The organism is Flavobacterium sp. FlaQc-47, from assembly GCF_044006475.1.
In the GTDB taxonomy this organism is placed as follows: Bacteria; Bacteroidota; Bacteroidia; order Flavobacteriales; family Flavobacteriaceae; genus Flavobacterium.
Map to the genome: position 1 here is coordinate 310,751 of NZ_JBIPCQ010000004.1, position 19,321 is coordinate 330,071.

General features: G+C 33.6%; 14 protein-coding genes and 1 tRNA gene. 8 read left to right on the forward strand and 7 right to left on the reverse strand.

The annotated features are described in order from the left end of the window. Positions 1 to 10: 10 nt before the first annotated feature. The 4 genes from ACHRVX_RS14600 to ACHRVX_RS14615 form a co-directional block, all read right to left on the reverse strand. Entirely contained in the window at positions 11 to 373 is a 363-nt protein-coding gene (locus tag ACHRVX_RS14600) for a VOC family protein (protein WP_395333448.1), read from the reverse strand. 31 nt (positions 374 to 404) lie between these two features. Further along, entirely contained in the window at positions 405 to 959 is a 555-nt protein-coding gene (locus ACHRVX_RS14605; RefSeq protein WP_395333450.1) for a hypothetical protein, read from the reverse strand. Positions 960 to 1,025: 66 nt separating this feature from the next. Further along, positions 1,026 to 1,769, reverse strand: coding sequence for a DUF2625 domain-containing protein (locus ACHRVX_RS14610; RefSeq protein ID WP_395333453.1), 744 nt, complete (start codon positions 1,767 to 1,769; stop codon positions 1,026 to 1,028). 23 nt (positions 1,770 to 1,792) lie between these two features. Next, positions 1,793 to 3,940, reverse strand: a complete 2,148-nt coding sequence (locus ACHRVX_RS14615; protein ID WP_395333455.1) for a cation:proton antiporter — start codon at positions 3,938 to 3,940, stop codon at positions 1,793 to 1,795. A gap of 320 nt (positions 3,941 to 4,260) precedes the next feature. Between ACHRVX_RS14615 and ACHRVX_RS14620 the strand changes: the two genes are divergently transcribed. The 8 genes from ACHRVX_RS14620 (at position 4,261) to ACHRVX_RS14655 (ending at position 16,383) form a co-directional block, all read left to right on the forward strand. Then, a complete protein-coding gene (locus ACHRVX_RS14620; protein WP_395333457.1) occupies positions 4,261 to 5,688 on the forward strand; it encodes an L-serine ammonia-lyase in 1,428 nt (475 codons plus the stop codon). 143 nt (positions 5,689 to 5,831) lie between these two features. Next, on the forward strand, positions 5,832 to 7,031 hold the full coding sequence (locus ACHRVX_RS14625; RefSeq protein WP_395333459.1) for an SH3 domain-containing protein: 1,200 nt from the start codon (positions 5,832 to 5,834) through the stop codon (positions 7,029 to 7,031). Between the two features lie 49 nt (positions 7,032 to 7,080). Further along, a complete protein-coding gene (gene panB, locus ACHRVX_RS14630; RefSeq protein ID WP_395333460.1) occupies positions 7,081 to 7,899 on the forward strand; it encodes a 3-methyl-2-oxobutanoate hydroxymethyltransferase in 819 nt (272 codons plus the stop codon). A 389-nt stretch (positions 7,900 to 8,288) separates the two neighbouring features. After that, positions 8,289 to 8,978 carry an RluA family pseudouridine synthase gene (locus tag ACHRVX_RS14635; RefSeq protein ID WP_395333462.1) on the forward strand — a complete coding sequence of 230 codons (690 nt, stop codon included), beginning with the start codon at positions 8,289 to 8,291 and terminating at the stop codon, positions 8,976 to 8,978. A gap of 75 nt (positions 8,979 to 9,053) precedes the next feature. Beyond that, on the forward strand, positions 9,054 to 10,382 hold the full coding sequence (locus ACHRVX_RS14640; RefSeq protein ID WP_395333464.1) for an aldehyde dehydrogenase: 1,329 nt from the start codon (positions 9,054 to 9,056) through the stop codon (positions 10,380 to 10,382). Positions 10,383 to 10,504: 122 nt separating this feature from the next. Beyond that, positions 10,505 to 11,296 (forward strand): hypothetical protein, encoded by a 792-nt coding sequence (locus ACHRVX_RS14645; protein ID WP_395333466.1) that lies wholly within the window; start codon positions 10,505 to 10,507, stop codon positions 11,294 to 11,296. 95 nt (positions 11,297 to 11,391) lie between these two features. Then, a complete protein-coding gene (locus ACHRVX_RS14650) occupies positions 11,392 to 15,444 on the forward strand; it encodes a PAS domain S-box protein (protein ID WP_395333468.1) in 4,053 nt (1,350 codons plus the stop codon). 90 nt (positions 15,445 to 15,534) lie between these two features. After that, positions 15,535 to 16,383 carry a neutral zinc metallopeptidase gene (locus ACHRVX_RS14655; RefSeq protein ID WP_395333470.1) on the forward strand — a complete coding sequence of 283 codons (849 nt, stop codon included), beginning with the start codon at positions 15,535 to 15,537 and terminating at the stop codon, positions 16,381 to 16,383. 884 nt (positions 16,384 to 17,267) lie between these two features. On the opposite strand, the gene ACHRVX_RS14660 is transcribed toward ACHRVX_RS14655, so the two are convergent. The 3 genes from ACHRVX_RS14660 to ACHRVX_RS14670 all read right to left on the reverse strand — a co-directional run bounded on the left by ACHRVX_RS14660 (position 17,268) and on the right by ACHRVX_RS14670 (position 19,319). Beyond that, positions 17,268 to 17,341: transfer RNA gene (locus ACHRVX_RS14660), tRNA-His, on the reverse strand. Between the two features lie 87 nt (positions 17,342 to 17,428). Further along, positions 17,429 to 18,145 carry a bacillithiol biosynthesis deacetylase BshB1 gene (gene bshB1, locus ACHRVX_RS14665; RefSeq protein WP_395333472.1) on the reverse strand — a complete coding sequence of 239 codons (717 nt, stop codon included), beginning with the start codon at positions 18,143 to 18,145 and terminating at the stop codon, positions 17,429 to 17,431. Positions 18,146 to 18,251: 106 nt separating this feature from the next. Next, positions 18,252 to 19,319: a chorismate-binding protein gene (locus ACHRVX_RS14670; protein WP_395333474.1), complete on the reverse strand. Its 1,068-nt coding sequence runs from the start codon at positions 19,317 to 19,319 to the stop codon at positions 18,252 to 18,254. Between the last annotated feature and the right edge of the window lie 2 nt (positions 19,320 to 19,321).

Consider the following 19,321-nt stretch of genomic DNA (forward strand, 5'->3'; position numbering starts at 1 on the left):
GAAAAAAACTTTATTCTTTAAACTTCCCAAAATGCCATAACACACCAGATGGATCGTGTAAAAAACATTCGCTTCCCCAATCAAAATGACGCGTTGGAGTTAATTTTACGCCGTATTTCTCCGTTAGATTTAAAGCTAATAACTGATTGTAATAGTAATCAACGTCGTCGACTTCAAGAAAAATCATGGTGTTTTCATTCCAGCTTTTCTCATAATAATCCTGAAGATAAAAAGCGAGTTCTCCGGTTTTAAAAACAGAAAAATTAGCTTCTAAAACAGTTTCTTCAAATCCTAAATCACGGTAAAAACTTCTTGAAATTTCAAAATCTTTGGCACCAATAAAAGGTCGGATGGATTTAGCTTTGTGATTCATAATTATTATAGATTAAAAAATTAGACTTAATTCAAAATACATCATAGCTTTGTAAAATATCGAAACCGAGTCCACCACTTCTTACGCGGACTTTCACGTTATTGGCTGAATTAACCTGTTCAGTATCTTCAAACTTAAAAACAAGTTCTTTCTCAAAACCAAAGTAGTTAAATTTAACCAATGGCGCTCTTTCACTTCGACTTCCTTTTGGTTTTGGCATTGAACTTTTCTCTATAATTTTTGCTTGACAATTTTTAATAATTGGACTTGCCAAATAATAATTTAAAGCCATAAATAGATAACATGAAATAAAACCCCAAGAGACTAAATTCTGAATTATTATAATGAAATTACCAGAATTTGAATATATTTTTTTTAGATGTTTCTTACTAATCAAAAAACCTATAAGACCAGTGACCAATAAAATTGAGATCGGTATATATAAATTAATTAGTGTTTTTCTGAAAATTGCTATTTCAAAAAATAACAAAACAATACCTATCATAAAAATTGAGGAATAGAAAAATTTCCATTTCCATTCTTTTTTTGATGCAGGCTTTCCTTTTATCCCGGTAACGTTCTTCATAAAAACTATTCTTTCTTCAAAATCTTCATTAAACCTAGAATGAGTTACTCCATTTTAAGACCGATTTTATTTACTCGAACTCATTTGTTTTCGCAAATCCAGATTCAAACTGTATTGTTCTTCAACAGGAATTATTTTTCGGGAACTTTTATTGATATCACTTCCTTCGGCTGACCATAGAAACGGATAAAAATTAAAAACCTCATCGCCTTTTAATTTCGAAACTTCTTCTCGCCATCCATTCCACCTGTTTCCTTCATAAAACTTATCTAAATTGTTATTAAAACAAAATTCCAAAAATTCAGAATACGTAATATCCAGCGCTTCATATTCCAGATTATCAGGAGAAAAATAATAAATCTTGCCTACATCGCTTCCTAATCCGCCACCATTTAAAAGATAAAAACCACCAATTGCATCATCGGCAATTAATAAAAATGAAGGCGTTTCACCAAATTCCTTAAATGATTTTCCTTTGTTCCAGTCCGGAAGTGAACGATTAAACCTTGAATTTCCAGAACCTAAAATCCTGATCCATCCATCATCAATTAAAAGTCCGCCTGTCATAAAAACAATTGCACCCATTGGCGAACGCGTTGTAACCTGTGTTTTATATAAGGCATCTTTTGCTTTTGCAGCATCAACCGGCAAAATCTCTACTTTATTTTTGGCTGTTTTTATCCAATCCTGAACAATTGTCCAGCCCGGATCCTTTTTGTCAATAAGTTCTTCCGCTTTTTTCATTTTATTTTGTGCAGTTGCTGCAAAAGTTACCAATATCAATGCAATTAAAATAAACCTTCTTGTCATTATTATCCTGTAAATATTTATATCTAGCTTTTCTTCAAAATATTCCCCAAACCGCGACCTATTTGTTCAATCGCTTCAAGACCTTTAGTTAATGGCGTTGCGTTAAAATCCTCGTATGCATCCATCGCTGTGCCTTTGCGGTCGTCTTGTGCATACACTAAAATCAGATTATTATCATCAAATGATTTTTCGAATTTCTGTGGCAATTTATCAAAGATCGATTTGTATGAAACAGATCCTTTTCGGGATAAATTAAAAACAATCAAATCGGTTGGTTTAATTTCATCTGAAATCGATTCAAAATCTTCCCAATCCATGATGCTTTTGAAACCTAATTTTGCATTTAATTTTAAATTAAGCGCAATTTGCTGAATCGTCTGATGCGTTTTATATTCCGCATAAATGATAATCGGAACACTTAATTCCTGCGATAATCGGCAGATTTTCTGTAGTAAAAGATGAAATCCAACGCCTCTTTCTGAAAATGGCGGACAGATGAAAACCAATCTCTTTTCCTCAATAAATGTTTTTTGAAATCTACAAATAAATAAACTTTTATCTACGTTATTGATAATCGAATCTACGTTTTCTCCAAAAATTTTATCCAGGAAACCTGTTTTTCTCGGCCATCCAATAATCACAATATCCGACATTATTTCCTTTGAAGTTCTGGCAATTCCGCTTGCAGGATGATGGTCGATTCTGGCAATCGTATTGATTTTAACTTCAGATGCTGATCCCTGAATTACAAATTTATCAACTGCTTTTCTATATTTTAAAATATTCTTTTCTGCCTGATCATTATTAGGAACAATGGTTAACAACGTCACCGGATTAGCTGATTTTTTATCTTTTATCAAAAGCGCAAAATCCAATAATGTGGCTGTCGCCGAAGTTTTGGCCAACGGAATTAAAATGTGCTCATCTAAAATCTGGTCGCTGTGTGCATCTTCATGAGAAACTTCTTCCTCGCAAATAGCAATTTTTTTGGCTGCTTTTTCAGTTGCGAAAGAGGCTACAATACACGTAATTAATATTAAGATAATAGTTCCGTTTAAGATGTTTTCGTCAAGGATTTTGGCTTTAAAACCCACTAAAATTACGGCTAAAGTTGCCGCCGCGTGCGCGCTGCTTAATCCAAAAATAAGTTGACGTTCTGTCTTGGTATATTTAAAAGTAATCTGGGTAAAAAACGCTGCAATCCATTTCCCGAAAATAGCCACGACGCTCAAAGTTCCTGCTACAATTAATGCCGTTGGTCCGCTTAAAATAACGCTGATATCAACCAGCATTCCCACAGAAATCAGGAAAAACGGAATAAATAATGAATTCCCGATAAACTCAATTCTGTTCATTAAAGCAGATGAATGCGGAATTAAGGGATTCAGTGCCAATCCGGCAACGAACGCACCAATAATAGGCTCAACCCCTGCAACTTCGGCTAAAAACGCTGCGAAGAAAACAACCGAAAGTACAAAGATATAATGTGCGTGTTTTTCACTTTCTAACTTCTTAAAGAACCATTTTGCAATCCTTGGAATAACCAAAAACATAATGGCAGAAAAAATCGCCAGTGAAACGCCCAGTTTTATCCAGAAAGCCTGATTAAGATTTCCCTGACTGCTTCCCATAATAATGGCAAGAATAATTAAAACTGCGGTATCGGTTAAAATAGTTCCTCCTACGGTTATAGCAACAGCCTGATTTTTAGCAATTCCCATTTTACTTACAATAGGATAAGCAACTAAAGTGTGTGTCGCAAACATACTTGCCGTTAAAAAACTTGCATTAAAATCATAATTCAGTAAATAATAACAAACCGGAAACCCAATTGATAATGGAAATATAAAGGTGAAAAATCCAAAGAGCAAACTTTTATTTCGGTTCGCCTTAAACTCGTTCATATCAAGTTCTAAACCGGCGATAAACATAATGTATAAAAGCCCGATTGTTGAAAATAAATCAACGGCTGAGTTTTTGGCAAGAATATTAAGTCCGTGTGGTCCAATGATTACACCCGAAATAATAAGACCGATTATCCCCGGAATATTTATTTTTTTGAGTAAAATAGGTGACAAGAGAATAATGAAAAGTATCAACGAAAAAATTAATACTGGGTTGCTTAGTGGTAATTCGAATTCTTGTAAAAAATGCTTGAAAAATTCTATCATAATGTAATTTTATCTTCTTTGTAGTCTTTTAATTTCCGCAAAAAGAGTTTTCTAAATTAAAATGAAATCGCAGAAGTTATTATTTTCCAACTTTATTTTAAAAACGTAATAAAATTGGATTCTTTAGTGATTGCTTCACTACAAAAATACCTAAAAAAAACGCGCACTCTTTACCAAAACCGCATATTAAGTAATAAAATTTGTTTCATTGCCAAATTATTAGAATTTAATATTTTTTTTAACAAAACTGCAACATTAACAAATGAAAATAAATGTTCGTTGCATTATTCAATTATCTTTGTCTTAATAAATATTGCACAATGGAAGAATGTATCTCTGTTTTTGATATGCTTAAAATTGGCGTTGGCCCTTCAAGTTCCCATACTTTAGGACCGTGGAGAGCCGCAGAACGTTTTTTAGAAGAGTTAAAAAACGAATCAATTTTAGACCAAATTAAACGAGTAAAAGTCGATTTATACGGATCTCTTTCTTTAACTGGAAAAGGCCACGCTACTGATTTATCTGTAATGTTGGGTCTAAGCGGACAAGATCCTGAGTATATCCCGATAGATGATATTGCCGGAATTATTAAAAACATCGAAGATACAAGCGAAATTATTCTGGCAAATGAACATAAAATTCCGTTTTACTTTCTACAGGATATTGTGTTCAATAAAGAGTTTCTTCCCTTCCATGCAAATGGATTAAAATTCACCGCTTATAAAGAAGATGATGCTGAATACGAATCTACTTTTTATTCTATTGGAGGAGGTTTTGTGGTCAAAGAAGAACGCATAAATGCCAAAATAAAAGAAGTTATAAAATGCGCGTTCCCCTTCCCGATTCAAAATGCGGTTGAACTTTTAAATTATACGGTTTCAGAGAATAAATTGATCTCGGAAATTGTGTATGAAAACGAAAAATCGATGCGTCCGGAAGCAGAAATTCACTCAGAATTAATGCGAATCTGGAACACGATGTTAGAATGTATGTATATTGGCTGTCATACCGGAGGAATTCTCCCGGGCGGATTAAACGTTCGCAGAAGGGCTTTTGATATGCACCAAAACTTAATAGGTCTATCAAATTATTCGAACCCGCAAACGTGGCTGGAAGAAATTAGAAAAACCGAAGTGAAATTTCGTCAGATCCTGAAATGGGTAAGTTGTTTTGCACTTGCCGTAAATGAAGTAAATGCTTCTTTAGGGCGCGTTGTTACTGCACCTACAAACGGAAGTGCCGGTGTAATTCCGGCAGTTTTAATGTATTATCTGGTCATTGAAAACCATGATGCAGGCGAAAAAGAAATCAAACAATTTTTGATGGTTGCCGGAGAAATTGGAAGTATCTTCAAAAAAGGTTCCACAATATCTGCTGCAATGGGCGGTTGTCAGGCCGAAATTGGCGTTTCGTCATCTATGGCTGCGGCGGCACTTTGCGAATTAATGGGCGGATCTCCTGCTCAGGTTTTAATGGCTGCCGAAATCGCAATGGAACATCACCTTGGCTTAACCTGCGACCCAATTGGCGGCTTGGTTCAGATTCCATGTATCGAAAGAAATACAATGGGCGCCATAAAAGCCATAAACGCTGCAGAACTTGCGCTTGAAACGGATTCTAAAAACGCAAAAGTACCACTTGACAAAGTCATCAATACAATGTGGCAAACTGCAAAAGATATGAATTCTAAATACAAAGAAACTTCTGAAGGAGGACTTGCAATTGCCGTAAATATGGCGGATTGTTAAAACGTCAAAAAGTTCGCCACGAATTTCACTAATTTGCACTAATTTGCACTAATATTTATATTCGCAAAGTATAAAGTTCAATACTAATTAGTGAAAATTCGTGAAATTTGTGGCGAAAAAAAATTTCTCCAAAAATATACTACATGAAAAAATACCACTTTATTATTGCACTATTATTTTGCTCAGTTTTATTGCATTCCCAAGAACGTTATTTCCTTAATTCAGATACACGTTTGTACACTTCGGCAAGTGCTTCGTCTGAATTTTCAGGCTATTTTAAATATGGTGCCGAAGTACAATTATTATCCGAAAGTAAAAATGGCTGGTATAAAGTAAAAGCAGATAATTTAACGGAAGGTTTTATTCCTGAAAAATTTGTTGCCACAAGATTAAATTCAGCCGACATTAAAGTGCGTGACAACGAAAACCCAATTATTGAAGGAACCGATAATTACTACGGAAGTAATCATCTTTTTGTTTTAGTTGCCGGTTTAAAAGCAAGAACCCAGCCTGATAAAACGTCTAAAATTAAGGAAATCCTAAATGTTGGTGATCCGGTTGCTGTAAATTATCTACCCAAAAATCAGGAAGAATGGGTCAATATAAGTGGTAATTTTAGTGATGAATATGCAAAATTTACTTTAAGAAAATTCATTGGCAAAAGACCCGATTTCAATACTCTATTAAAAGATTTCGATAAACTGGATAGTAATAATATTACAGAACGCAAAACTGTTGGTGAGCGAATTGTAGAATTAGCGTGGAATAGTGATGTTGCAACTTTAGCTCCGGCTTACCAAAGATATTATGAAGTTGTCAAACAATTAAACGACACCAAACTTCTTGCTGATACTGAACTGAATATGGCTGTAGCCAAAGGATTAGCGAAACATAAAAAACCGGAAGAGATTCTTGCTTTCGTTAAAAAATCAGAATTTGTCCTGAAAGGTTTAAAAACTAAATCATGGTACCTGACTCAAAAAGATCTGGTAAAAACTTTTGGGAAACCTGTTAAAAAGGCAACTGTAAGTGATGAATGCGGTGTTTATTTAAGTGAGACTTTTTACTATTATCAAGACTTGGAAGCTTCTGTAGATGAACAAAAAAATCAGGCAGAAATCACAAAAGTTTTCATTAACGAGAACAACAAACTTGTTCTAAACCCAAATGCAACATTAGACAGTTCAGTAACTGAAAAAGCATTTATCGAAAAATACGGATCTTATATTGTTGCCTCTATAAAAGCGCCACACAATTACTCTATACAATTAGAAGACAGCGAATTTCAGATAGAATTTAAGGATGGAAAAATATTTACCATCGAAATATTCTTCTATTGCTGATTTCAATCTATAATTAATCAATACTTTTACATCTTCAAAAAAAAATAAAATGTCAGTAGCAAAAAAAGATTATAAAAGAATCACAACAAAGTCATTGATCGAAATGAAAAGCAACGGAGAAAAAATCTCTATGCTTACCGCTTACGATTTTACAATGGCAAAAATTGTTGATACCGCAGGAGTCGATGTGATTTTAGTGGGCGATTCAGCATCAAACGTTATGGCGGGTCACGAAACGACTTTGCCTATTACTTTAGATCAAATGATTTATCACGCTTCATCTGTAGTTCGTGCTGTAGAAAGAGCGTTAGTTGTGGTCGATTTACCTTTTGGAAGTTACCAGTCTGATCCTAAAGAAGCATTGCGTTCTGCTATCAGAATCATGAAAGAAAGCGGCGGTCACGCTGTGAAACTTGAAGGTGGAAAAGAAATCAAAGAATCGATTAAAAAAATATTAAACGCAGGAATCCCGGTTATGGGACATTTGGGTTTAACACCTCAATCAATCTACAAATTTGGAACTTATAGCGTTCGTGCCAAAGAAGATCAGGAAGCCGAAAAACTAATTGAAGATGCTAAATTATTAGAAAAAATTGGCTGTTTTGGTATTGTTCTTGAAAAAATCCCTGCTCACCTGGCAGAACAAGTTGCTAAAAGTATTTCAATTCCCGTTATTGGTATTGGTGCCGGAGGCGGCGTCGACGGACAAGTATTGGTTATTCATGATATGTTAGGAATGAACAATGAATTTAGCCCGCGTTTCTTGCGTCGTTACCTAAACTTATACGACGAAATGACAAAAGCAATTGGTCAATATGCTGCTGATGTTAAGTCAAGTGATTTTCCTAATTCGAGTGAACAGTATTAATTTTTTTTAAGGTTCTGAGATGCTAAGGAAGTAAGGTTCTAAGTTTTTCTTTAAATTAAGAATTTTAAACACAATCTTGTCAGGCTGAGCGGAGTCGAAGCCCACGAAAGTAACTCGGCAAAGAAAATTTTACCGCAAAGTCCGCAAAGGATTACGCAAAGTTCGCAAAGTTTTATGAACTACGCTTTGCTTTAAGATCGCAAAGGGATTGTGTTTAAAAAAGCTTAACTTAATAACATTGTAGTTCGGGACTAAGTTTTTTTAAATTAAATAGCCTCCAGCTTTAGCTGGAGGAATATTTTAAATTTACCAAAAGGCTTTAGCCAAATTCTTTTTATCTAAAATCTAATATCCGAAATCTAAAATCTAAAATTACACACAAGTCTAGTATGAAAATCGTTTCAGATAAAAATAATCTCCAGGTTCTACACGAAGACAACCATATTATTGTGGTTAATAAGCGCGTAGGCGATATTGTACAAGGTGATAAAACGGGTGATAAGCCATTATCTGATGTTGTAAAAGAATACATTAAAGACAAATACAACAAACCTGGTGACGTTTTTCTGGGTGTGATTCATCGTTTGGATCGTCCTACAACCGGAATTGTTGTTTTTGCCAGAACAAGTAAAGCTTTAACGAGAATGAACGAAATGTTCAGCAATCGTGAAACGCAAAAAACCTATTGGGCAGTTGTCAAGAATAAACCTCAGGAAAAAACTGCGAAATTGGTTCATTATCTCAAGCGAAATGAAAAAAATAATACGTCAAAAGCACATTTAAAAGAGGTTCCGGACAGTAAACTGGCAAGTTTAGATTATACTGTTTTTAAAGAACTTCAAAATTATGTGGCGCTGGAAATTAATTTGCATACCGGTCGTCATCACCAGATTCGCGCGCAATTAGCTGCAATTGGATCGCCAATTAAAGGAGATTTAAAATACGGTTTTGACCGAAGTAATCCTGACGGAGGAATTCACCTTCATGCCAGAAAGCTGGTTTTTATTCACCCGGTTTCTAAAGAAAACGTTACAATTGTTGCGCCAACTCCGGACGAAACTATTTGGAATGCTCTTTGATTTTTATGTTTTAATTTATAATTTTTTAATTTTTATCGATTAACTTGCAGAGACATAAATCAAGCTGATCAAAAAATGGATTATAAAAACGACATCGGATACAGAAAAGAAACGCTAAAAAAGTTGTTGTATAACATTCAGAAAAGCGAAGACTTAATTGTAAAAGCTTTATACGATGATTTTAAAAAGCCTGAATTTGAAGCTGTTCTAACCGAAACCAATTATGTGATTTCGGAATTAAAAGACACAATCAAAAACCTTAGTAAATGGGCAAAACGCAAACGTGTTTTTCCTTCGATTCTTAATTTCCCTTCTACAGATTATATTTATAAAGAACCTTACGGAGACGTTTTGGTAATTGCGCCCTGGAATTATCCGTTTCAATTGGCTTTATGTCCCTTGATTTCTGCCGTTGCAGCCGGAAACAGAGTCGTTTTAAAACCATCAGAACTTACTCCCAATACTTCATCCATAATTACAAAAATTATTGAAAAAGCATTTCACGTTAGTCATGTTGAAGTTGTTGAAGGCGGTGTCGAAGTTTCGAATAAATTACTGGCACAACGCTGGGATTATATTTTCTTTACAGGAAGTGTCGCTGTTGGAAAAATAGTAGCCAAAGCAGCGGCCGAAAATCTAACTCCGATAACTTTAGAATTAGGTGGTAAAAATCCTTGCATTATAGATGAAACTGCTAATTTAAGACTAGCTGCAAAACGTATTGTCTGGGGAAAATTTATTAATGCAGGTCAAACTTGTATTGCGCCGGATTATATTTTGATTCAGAAAAACATGAAAGTCAATTTCATTTCCTTTGTAATCGAAGAAATCATAAAAGCGTACGGCAAAAAAATCGATAAATCTCCTGACTTTGCCCGAATAATTAATACCAAAAACTGGGTTCGGCTGGATAGTATGATTGAGCGCGAAAAAGTTATTTTTGGAGGAGAAACTGATGCCACTACCCTATATATTTCGCCTACTCTTATTGAAGAACCGGCATTAGAAAGTCCGGTAATGAACGAAGAAATATTTGGACCTATTTTACCCATCCTGATTTATGAGACGGAAGCCGATATACAAAACATAATTAGCCGTTATGAGAAACCCCTTGCATTTTATGTTTTTAGCGAAAATAAATCATTTGCCAGAAAATTAATCAAAACGCATTCCTTTGGCGGGGGTTGTATCAATGATACAGTGGTTCATTTTTCTAATAAAAGACTGCCTTTTGGGGGTGTCGGGCACAGCGGAATTGGCGCTTACCACGGAAAATTGAGCTTTGATATTTTCTCTCATCACAAAGCGGTTGTGAAAAAAGCAAACTGGCTGGATTTGCCCATGAGATATGCACCTTACAAAGATAAATTATCCTCAATTAAAAGAATATTGGACTGGATGTAACCTCAAAAAACAATTTCGTAATGTTTTCGAGTTTTTCATAGGGAATTGATTAAAAATATTATATTTACGCTTGAATAACATCCTAAATCGCGGAAATATAAAATAATTCTACTTACCCAAAAATGAAATCCATATCTGATCAAATCAAAGACATTAAAAATCATGGTTATACTTTAGATTTTTCAAATGTTTTTAACCTTGCTTTTGAGAATTATAAAAAAATAGCAGTTTACGCCGGATTAATCTTATTAGTCTTTTCGGTATTTTTTGGTGTGATCGCTGCCGTGATTCTGATCGTTTTTTTTGGTATCGATAAAGTAGAAAACGCAAAATTTCTTACTATTGAGCCACAACATTTAACACAGATTCAATTAGTGTATTACATTTTTGGAACTGCAATTCTTTCCGCAATATTTAGTCCGTTTACTGCCGGATTTTTAAAAATGGCAGACTCTGCTCAAAAAGACCAGGAATTTAAAGTTGCTACAGTTTTTACTTATTACAAAAACCATTACTTTTTACAAATATTTCTTGCCACATTTACAGTTGCTTTATTAAATGTTGCAATAGGCACATTTTTAGAGTTCCAGCACCTCAACGTTTTAGGGCTGGCAGTATCTCTGTTTTTATCCTTTTTCACATTCCTGATCATTCCGCTAATTATATTCGGAAATTTAAAAGCATTCGATGCTATAAAATCAAGTTTTATTATTATTTCAAAGCAGCCTGCCATATTACTCGCCTTAATAATTACTATCATTGGCGCAATGATTGTTGGCTTTATGGCATTTTGTATCGGAATACTCTTTACAATTCCATTTAGTTATTCGATGACTTACGCCATATATTGTACCATTTTCAATGTTAATAAAGAAGATCCGATTGATTCAATTGGAAAATCGGATTTAGAATAAAAACAGAAAATTTCAGATCATAACAGAGCTTAACCTACTCTTTCTGAAATTTTCAAAAAGGCTTATTTACTAAACCAAAACATACCCCAAAATCTATGGTAGAAAACTATAGTTTTTTCAATTCGTTGATTTCAGGAATTGCCATTATTGGGAATGCCCTAAAATCAATTATTGCAAACTGGTACGTTTTTACTTCGGACATTATTTTTTATAACAATCCTAAAATCATTCTTTTAGGTTTAGCCTTAATTGGTTTCGTTGGGATTCTGGTTTACCAATTCATTAAAATAAAAGCCCGAATTGGTTATTTTATCGAAAAAAAGCTAGAAACAGAAACTGCAAATCGCGAATATCAGCTTTATCTTTTATTTTTTGGTATCTCTATTATTGTTATCGAAATCATCAACGAAATTTTTAAAGTCAGACCCAAAAGTATGCTGATTTTAAACGTTACCATTGGTTCTGTAATTCTCGTAATTTATCTCATAACGGTTAAAGTCAAATTTCTTCTTGACAGGGTCCAGCAAATATTTATTATATTATTCTTACTATTTCTAATACATGTAGGCTATAATATCATTTATCTCACTCATGATTTAGTTCCTATAATTGCTTTTCTGATTTGCTTTTACTTCTCTTACAGCATTTTAAAGCCCATAAAAGTATATTGGGCATTTGTGGGAGTAGTATTTATCTATCTTATCATCACGGTTGTTTTTCATTTAATTCCGGTAAAATCATCTATTTTACTCATCAATTACTGCATTATTGTTTTTATAATTAATCAGGTAAAATATGCCGTTTTACTAAACAACAGAGATAATTTCAGGTTTACAAATGAAATTGTTCACAAAGGAAATTCACTGACAATTGCCACCAATAAAAAAAACGAAGTTTTGTTTTGCAGTGAAACCATCACTTCTATTTTAGGTTATTTACCGGATGAAGTAATGGGTTTGAGGTTTTGGAAATTAACAAAGGAAACTGATGTGATGGAGAATATAAAAAATTTCAATCACGAAGAAAATACGCTTTATATTAGAAAATTAAAAAGCAAAAATGGCGAATTCAAATACATTCAATGGAAAGATAAAAAATTCTCCGAAGATTTAATTATAAGTATTGGACAGGATGTTACGGAACAAATCAATGTCAGGGATCAATATAAAAATCTGATTCAGACTGCAACAGATATTATTTTTGAAATTGATACTGACGGTTATTTTACTTTTGTAAATGATTTTGGATTTTCAATTTTAGGATATTCTGAAAAAGAAGTTATTGCACAACATTATTCTAATTTCATTCATGAAAATTATCAGCGAAATGCGGTTGATTTTTATGAAAACCTGGATAGTAATGAAAACAACTTTCCCGTAATTGAAATTCCGATATTAAAGAAAAATGGAAAACCATTATGGATTTCCCAAAAAATTATAATTCGTAAAAATGACTTTGGTCAAATTATTGGTTTTGCCGGAATTGCGCGTGATATTACCGATATTAAAAACATAGAAAACGAGAAAAAGAAACGTCTTAAAAAAATTGAGTCCTATAACAATTCCACAAAAAAATTATCAACTTCAGATTTCAGCAAATACGACACTTTAAATTCGGTAATTGATTATATCATTAAAGAAGCTTCGACAGTATCAAAAACGAATCGGGTAAGTTTCTGGAAATATTCTGATGATTTAATTACCTGCAAAAACTTATTCAGCCTTGATAATCAAAATTTAAGCGATAAAAATATCCTGGATAAGGAATCGTATCCTATTTATTTTGAAACCTTAAAAAGCAAGGCAATTATAAATGCTCCGGATGTTTTTAACAAACTGGAAACATCTGAATTTCAGAGACTTTATTTTACTAAAAATCAGATAAAATCAATGCTTGATGTCCCGATATTTTTAAGCGGACAACTTGCGGGTGTGGTTTGTTTTGAAAGTACCGATGAAAAAAGAGACTGGGATAATGAAGACATCAATTATGCCCGAACGATTTCTGATGTTATTTCTTTAGCGATTTCGTCTCAAATGCGTCTTGAAGCAGAACGAAGATTAGAATTTAAAAGTCAGTTGCTTTCTGCACTTGCTTTATGTACAGAGAAATTTTTATTGAGCAAAACGACTCACGAAATGTTTCAGGAAACGTATGATCTTATAGGAAAAGCGGCCAAAGTCGATCATATGTATTACTATGAAAAAGATTTTACAAGTGATACTGTGTGCCAAAAATACAAATGGTCCAGAAAAGGAATTGAACATCAAATAACGGAACTACGCCATTTTACAGAAGATAATTTAAAAGAAATTCATGAAGCTGCACAAAGCAAAAAAATCTTTAATACATTAACCCGTAAACTCGATGATACTTTTTTTAAGAAATTGCTGAGTGATAACGAAATCAAATCAATCTTGATTTTGCCTTTGTATATCAATGATATTTTTACAGGTTTTATAGGTTTTGACGATTGTACAAATGAGCGAAAATGGTCTGACGAAGAAATTTACATTTTTCAGGTTCTTGCCAACAATATTTCATCGGCATTAGAGAGAAATCGAAATGAAACTAAAATTCTTGAAAGTGAAGAAAAATTCAAATTGATTGCCAACAATATTCCGGGCACCGTTTATTTATCTAAATTTGATGCATTTTCGACCAAAATATTCCTGAATGATGAAATTTCAAACTTAACAGGTTATTCTAAATCAGAATTTGTCGAGAACAATCTTTCTTTTTTATCTCTCATTCATCCTGAAGATAAAGAAGACGTAATTAACAGTCAGATTAACAATTTACAAACCGGAATGCCTTTGCATAATGTTTATAGAATTCAGCGAAAAAGTGGCGAATACATTTGGGTAGAAGAATTTGGAGATGTGATCAAAAAAGCAGGAGAAATTGAATTTGTGGGTGGAATTTACTTTGATATCACCAACAAAAAAGAAACCGAAGATGCAATAAAAGCCAAACAACTTGCCGAAGCTGCAAATAAATCGAAATCTGACTTTTTAGCCAATATGTCGCATGAAATTAGAACTCCGTTAAACGGAATTATTGGTTTTACTCATTTATTGATGAAAACAGAACTTGAAGAAATTCAGGAAAAATACATGACTACAATTAACCAGTCAGCACATTCGCTGTTGGAAATTATAAACGATATTCTTGATTTTTCTAAAATTGAAGCCGGAAAACTGGAACTTTTTATTGATTTATATGATATTAAAAAAGTACTGGGACAAGTATTTGATTTAATTGTTTACGAGTCAAATCAAAAAAACCTGAAACTGGAATTAAATGTAGATCCTGATGTTCCTAAATACATCTGGACTGATATTGTACGAATCAAACAAATTTTAATCAACTTACTTTCAAACGCAGTAAAATTCACAAATGAAGGCTCTATTAAACTGAATGTTTCGGTTTTAGAAAAAAATAAAGGTAATAATTGCGTGATTCGATTCTCTGTTGTAGATACCGGAATTGGGATTCTTGAAAAAAATCAAAAGAAGATTTTTAAAGCATTTTCGCAGGAAGATAGTTCTACAACCCGAAAATTTGGAGGAACAGGTTTAGGTTTAACCATTTCAAATCAGTTATTAGGGCTGATGGAAAGCCATTTGCAGCTTGAAAGCAAAATTGATTCAGGAAGTAATTTTTATTTTGATTTAAATTTAAAAACAAGCAATCATAGCATCAACGAAAAATATAATGCCGAACTTAAAAAAATCAGCCTGGAATTAAGCGCTAATAATATTATTTCCAATCATAAAAATATTACCTTTTTGATTGTAGAAGATAATAAGGTAAACATGTTACTGCTAAAAACTATCATTAAAAACTTGTACAGCACTGCTTACATTTATGAATGCGAAAATGGATATGAAGCTGTAAATCAATTTGAAAGCATTAATCCTGATCTTGTTTTTATGGACATTCAAATGCCTATTATGAATGGTTACGAAACAACAAAAGCGATTAGAAATACAATTACCGGCAAAGATATTCCGATAATTGCTGTAACAGCCGGCGCTGAAAAAGACGAAAGAAACAAATGCATATCAGCCGGAATGGATGATTATATCTCAAAGCCAATCATTAAAGGTACTGTCGAAGAAGCATTGGTGAAATGGTTAAAATAGTAAAAACTAAAGTATAACTGTAATGTATATTTACTAAAAAATATATAAATTCGTACAAATAAAATTCAATAAACTAAAATACAATATAATATGAAGTGGTTAGGATCAAGACAAAGTGATAACGTAGAAGACAGAAGAGGTATGTCTGGCGGAAAAGTAGCCGTTGGAGGTGGAGTTATTGGTATCATTATTTTGTTGTTAAACGTTTTTGGTGGTGAAACCGGTCAAACTGTTGGAAATGTATTGGAGCAAATGCAAGGCGGTCAAACGCAAACTGAAGCCGCGGCGCCATTAAGTAAGGCAGATGAAGAAATGGGGAATTTTGTAAGAACTGTGCTGGCTAAAACTGAAGATACCTGGGGCAAAATATTTACCGAACACGGTATGACCTATAAGAATCCAAAATTAGTACTTTTTAGAGGCTCTGTAAATACCGCTTGTGGTGGAGCATCATCTGCATCGGGACCATTTTATTGTCCGGGCGATCAAAAAGTATATATGGATTTAGCCTTCTTTGAAGAGCTAAAAAGTAAATTTGGCGCTAAGGGTGGTGATTTTGCTATTGCGTATGTTATAGCGCATGAAATTGGGCATCACGTACAAACTTTAATGGGAACCTCAGCGAAAATGCATGAGGAGCAAGAAGGAAAAAGCGAAGCCGAAGCCAATAAATTATCTGTAGCATTAGAATTGCAAGCTGATTTTTATGCCGGAGTTTGGGCTCATGACAACGAACAATATTTAGAGTCTGGAGATATTGAAGAAGCTTTAAGTGCAGCAAATGCCGTGGGCGATGACGCTATTCAAAGTAAAATGTCTGGTCAGGTTGTTCCGGATTCCTTTACACATGGTACATCAGAACAAAGAATGTACTGGTTTAAAAAGGGATTCAAAACAGGCGATATCAAGCAAGGTGATACTTTTGCCGAAATACGATAAATTATAAAGCCACTATAATAAACTAAATGAGCATGACTTAAACGTCATGCTTTTTTGTTTTTTAACAATTAATATTATGATTTATTTGTAGTGGCGCACAGTAGTGCGTCTTATTTTAAACCATATAAGTGATATAAGTTCATTTAATATTATGTTCTATTCGTAGAGGCGAACAGCAGTGCGTCTTATTTTAAACCATATAAGTGATATAAGTTCATTTAATATTATGATCTAATTGTAGAGTTACACAGCAATGTTTCTTAAAAGTTCATTTAAAAATTATTTTCAAATCGTGTTTTTTTTTTACGACGAAGGAGGAATCATCTAAAATCTAATCTTAATTTTTAAATGAACTTATATCACTTATATGGGATCAAGACTAAATGTTGTGGAAAAGCATAAAAGATATTAGTAGCTAATTGAAGTTGCTCGTTTAATAATTCAACAAATAAATTGGATTTAAAAAGTTTAATCCCTACGGGATATTTTTCTTGTTGATTCTTATTCTACCAATATTAAACTCCTAACGGAGTAAAAAAAATATCCCGAAGAGATTACATTTATATACTGGATGATTTTTACCGCAAAGCACTCAAAGTTTTTTATCATAGAGTGTGTTGACAAACAACAAAGTTCACAAAGCTTTGTGTTGACATAGCTTTGTGAACTTTGTGTTTATATCCATTCTTCTTGGTAAGAAATCTTTGAGCGCCCTGTGGTAATTTTTTTCTCTCTCCAAAGCTTTTCGTATTGATCCTTTTTAGTATTGATCCAATCTTTGTCGAATCACTCGTGCGATTCTTCGTTCCTCAGAATGACAATATTGTGTGAAAATTAAGCGCACAAAAAAAGCCTTGAATTTCTTCAAGGCTTTCCAAATTCTGGGTGGCTGACCGGGTTCGAACCGGCGACCCTCGGCACCACAAACCAATACTCTAACCAGCTGAGCTACAACCACCATTTTTCTTTGCGGTTGCAAATATACAACAAAGGTTTACTTCTACAAAGAAAAATTTGAAAAAATTACATCAAAAAATTGAAAAATTTATATCAAATTATCTAAGCTATTGATTGCCAAACACCTTTCAACAGTAAAACCTTCGGCAAATTCTTTACCAACTAACCTTCCCAAGTCCTGCGCACGGTAATTTAAACTTTCCAAGAAGTTTTTACTCGTAATTGGAGTTGCAGGTTCTTTAGAATTCGGATCATAAAATTGCGTTTTATAAGCCGTAATTGCTTCTACTTTTTTATTTTCAAAACCTGTAATGTCTACTACAAAATCAGGTTTAATATTTTTCCACTGTATATAATGGTACACCACTTTTGGTCGCCACGCTTCCTGATTCACTCCATCAATCGAAGTTTCGATTTTCATTAATCCTGATAAAAAGCAAGCGTCCGAAACTAATTTGCTTCCTTTACCGTGATCAATATGGCGATCGTCAATTGCGTTGCACAATACAATTTCAGGCTTATATTTACGAATCATTTTAATGACTTCCAACTGATGCTTTTCGTCATTGGTAAAAAAACCATCACGCATTTCTAAATTTTCGCGAACCAAAACCCCTAGGATTTCTGCCGCATCTTTTGCTTCCTGATCTCTCGTTTCTGCCGTACCGCGCGTTCCTAATTCCCCACGCGTTAAATCCACAATCCCTACTTTCTTACCAAGGGATACTTCTTTCAAAATTGTTCCTGCACAACCTAATTCCACATCATCAGGATGTGCGCCAAAGGCTAATATATCTAATTTCATATTTTTCAATGTCAATGTCAAAAATCAATTGCAATAAACTAACTGACTTTTTGTTATCTATTATCTTTACTCTTTACTCTTTACTCTTTACTCTTTACTCTTTCCTCTATCTTCTCCTCAAAACCCTTTTCATCGTCATTGATTTATTCACGCTTTCCTCCCATTCTTTTTCGGGAATACTTTCTTTTGTGATTCCGCAGCCCATGTATAAAATGGCTTTATTATCCTGAATTTGCATGCTTCGTAAATTTACAAATAAATCAGAGCTAATATCATTGTTAGCAAAACTGCTGTTTAATTCCCCCAGGAAACCGGTATAAAAAGTCCTGTGATAATTTTCGTTTTCAATGATAAATGCCTTTGCTTTTTTCTTTGGCAAACCACAAACTGCCGGAGTTGGATGAAGCGTATCAATCACTTCTTCTAAAGTCGAGTTAGCGTTCAATACTCCCGAAATATCTGTTTTAATGTGCCATATTGATCCTGCTTTTACACTATAAGGTTCGGTTATATCAACTGCCGAAGCTACTTCACGCAATCTTTTTACGATAAAATCAGTTACATATTGCTGTTCGTCTTTTTCTTTTTGCTGCCAGACAATTTCAGCTTCTAAATTAGCTTTTTGAGTTCCTGCCAAAGCCGTCGTTTCAAAAACATTTCCGTTTGCTTTTAATAATTGTTCCGGCGTTGCTCCCATCCAAAACCCAATTTCAGGATGAAAAAAGGCATACGAAAAAGTCGTGGGATACAATTCAATCAAATGCTGAAAGGTTTCAATAAAGTCAAATTCAGCCAAGTCAACTTTCTCACTTCTGGACAAAACCACTTTTTTGAATTCTTCGTTTTTAATTGCCGCAATTCCTTTTGAGACCAATTCTTCGTATTGAATTTTAGCGGCTGCATCAAAATTTAAATCTTCAATTTCGATAGTATCAAAAGTAATTTCCTCTTGTTCCGTCGTTATAATTTCCGATTCATTCTCCGGAATTAAAATCAGTTGTTTTTCATCAAAAGAAGCAAAAACAAACCCTTTTTCTTTATAATCGGAGATTTTATGTAAAGTATTATTTTGTTGTAAAAGCCCAAAAATATTGCTTGAATTTGGCTTGGAATACATCACAAAAGGCAATTGCTTATTGTAATGGTTTTTTATTTTAGAAAAAAAGTCACTCATGT

What these genes read in the sequence shown, in the direction of transcription:
- ACHRVX_RS14600 (WP_395333448.1), bottom strand. Translation starts at nt 373, where the DNA reads ATGAATCACAAAGCTAAATCCATCCGACCTTTTATTGGTGCCAAAGAT.
- ACHRVX_RS14605 (WP_395333450.1), bottom strand. Translation starts at nt 959, where the DNA reads ATGAAGAACGTTACCGGGATAAAAGGAAAGCCTGCATCAAAAAAAGAA.
- ACHRVX_RS14610 (WP_395333453.1), bottom strand. Translation starts at nt 1,769, where the DNA reads ATGACAAGAAGGTTTATTTTAATTGCATTGATATTGGTAACTTTTGCA.
- ACHRVX_RS14615 (WP_395333455.1), bottom strand. Translation starts at nt 3,940, where the DNA reads ATGATAGAATTTTTCAAGCATTTTTTACAAGAATTCGAATTACCACTA.
- ACHRVX_RS14620 (WP_395333457.1), top strand. Translation starts at nt 4,261, where the DNA reads ATGGAAGAATGTATCTCTGTTTTTGATATGCTTAAAATTGGCGTTGGC.
- ACHRVX_RS14625 (WP_395333459.1), top strand. Translation starts at nt 5,832, where the DNA reads ATGAAAAAATACCACTTTATTATTGCACTATTATTTTGCTCAGTTTTA.
- panB (WP_395333460.1), top strand. Translation starts at nt 7,081, where the DNA reads ATGTCAGTAGCAAAAAAAGATTATAAAAGAATCACAACAAAGTCATTG.
- ACHRVX_RS14635 (WP_395333462.1), top strand. Translation starts at nt 8,289, where the DNA reads ATGAAAATCGTTTCAGATAAAAATAATCTCCAGGTTCTACACGAAGAC.
- ACHRVX_RS14640 (WP_395333464.1), top strand. Translation starts at nt 9,054, where the DNA reads ATGGATTATAAAAACGACATCGGATACAGAAAAGAAACGCTAAAAAAG.
- ACHRVX_RS14645 (WP_395333466.1), top strand. Translation starts at nt 10,505, where the DNA reads ATGAAATCCATATCTGATCAAATCAAAGACATTAAAAATCATGGTTAT.
- ACHRVX_RS14650 (WP_395333468.1), top strand. Translation starts at nt 11,392, where the DNA reads ATGGTAGAAAACTATAGTTTTTTCAATTCGTTGATTTCAGGAATTGCC.
- ACHRVX_RS14655 (WP_395333470.1), top strand. Translation starts at nt 15,535, where the DNA reads ATGAAGTGGTTAGGATCAAGACAAAGTGATAACGTAGAAGACAGAAGA.
- bshB1 (WP_395333472.1), bottom strand. Translation starts at nt 18,145, where the DNA reads ATGAAATTAGATATATTAGCCTTTGGCGCACATCCTGATGATGTGGAA.
- ACHRVX_RS14670 (WP_395333474.1), bottom strand. Translation starts at nt 19,319, where the DNA reads ATGAGTGACTTTTTTTCTAAAATAAAAAACCATTACAATAAGCAATTG.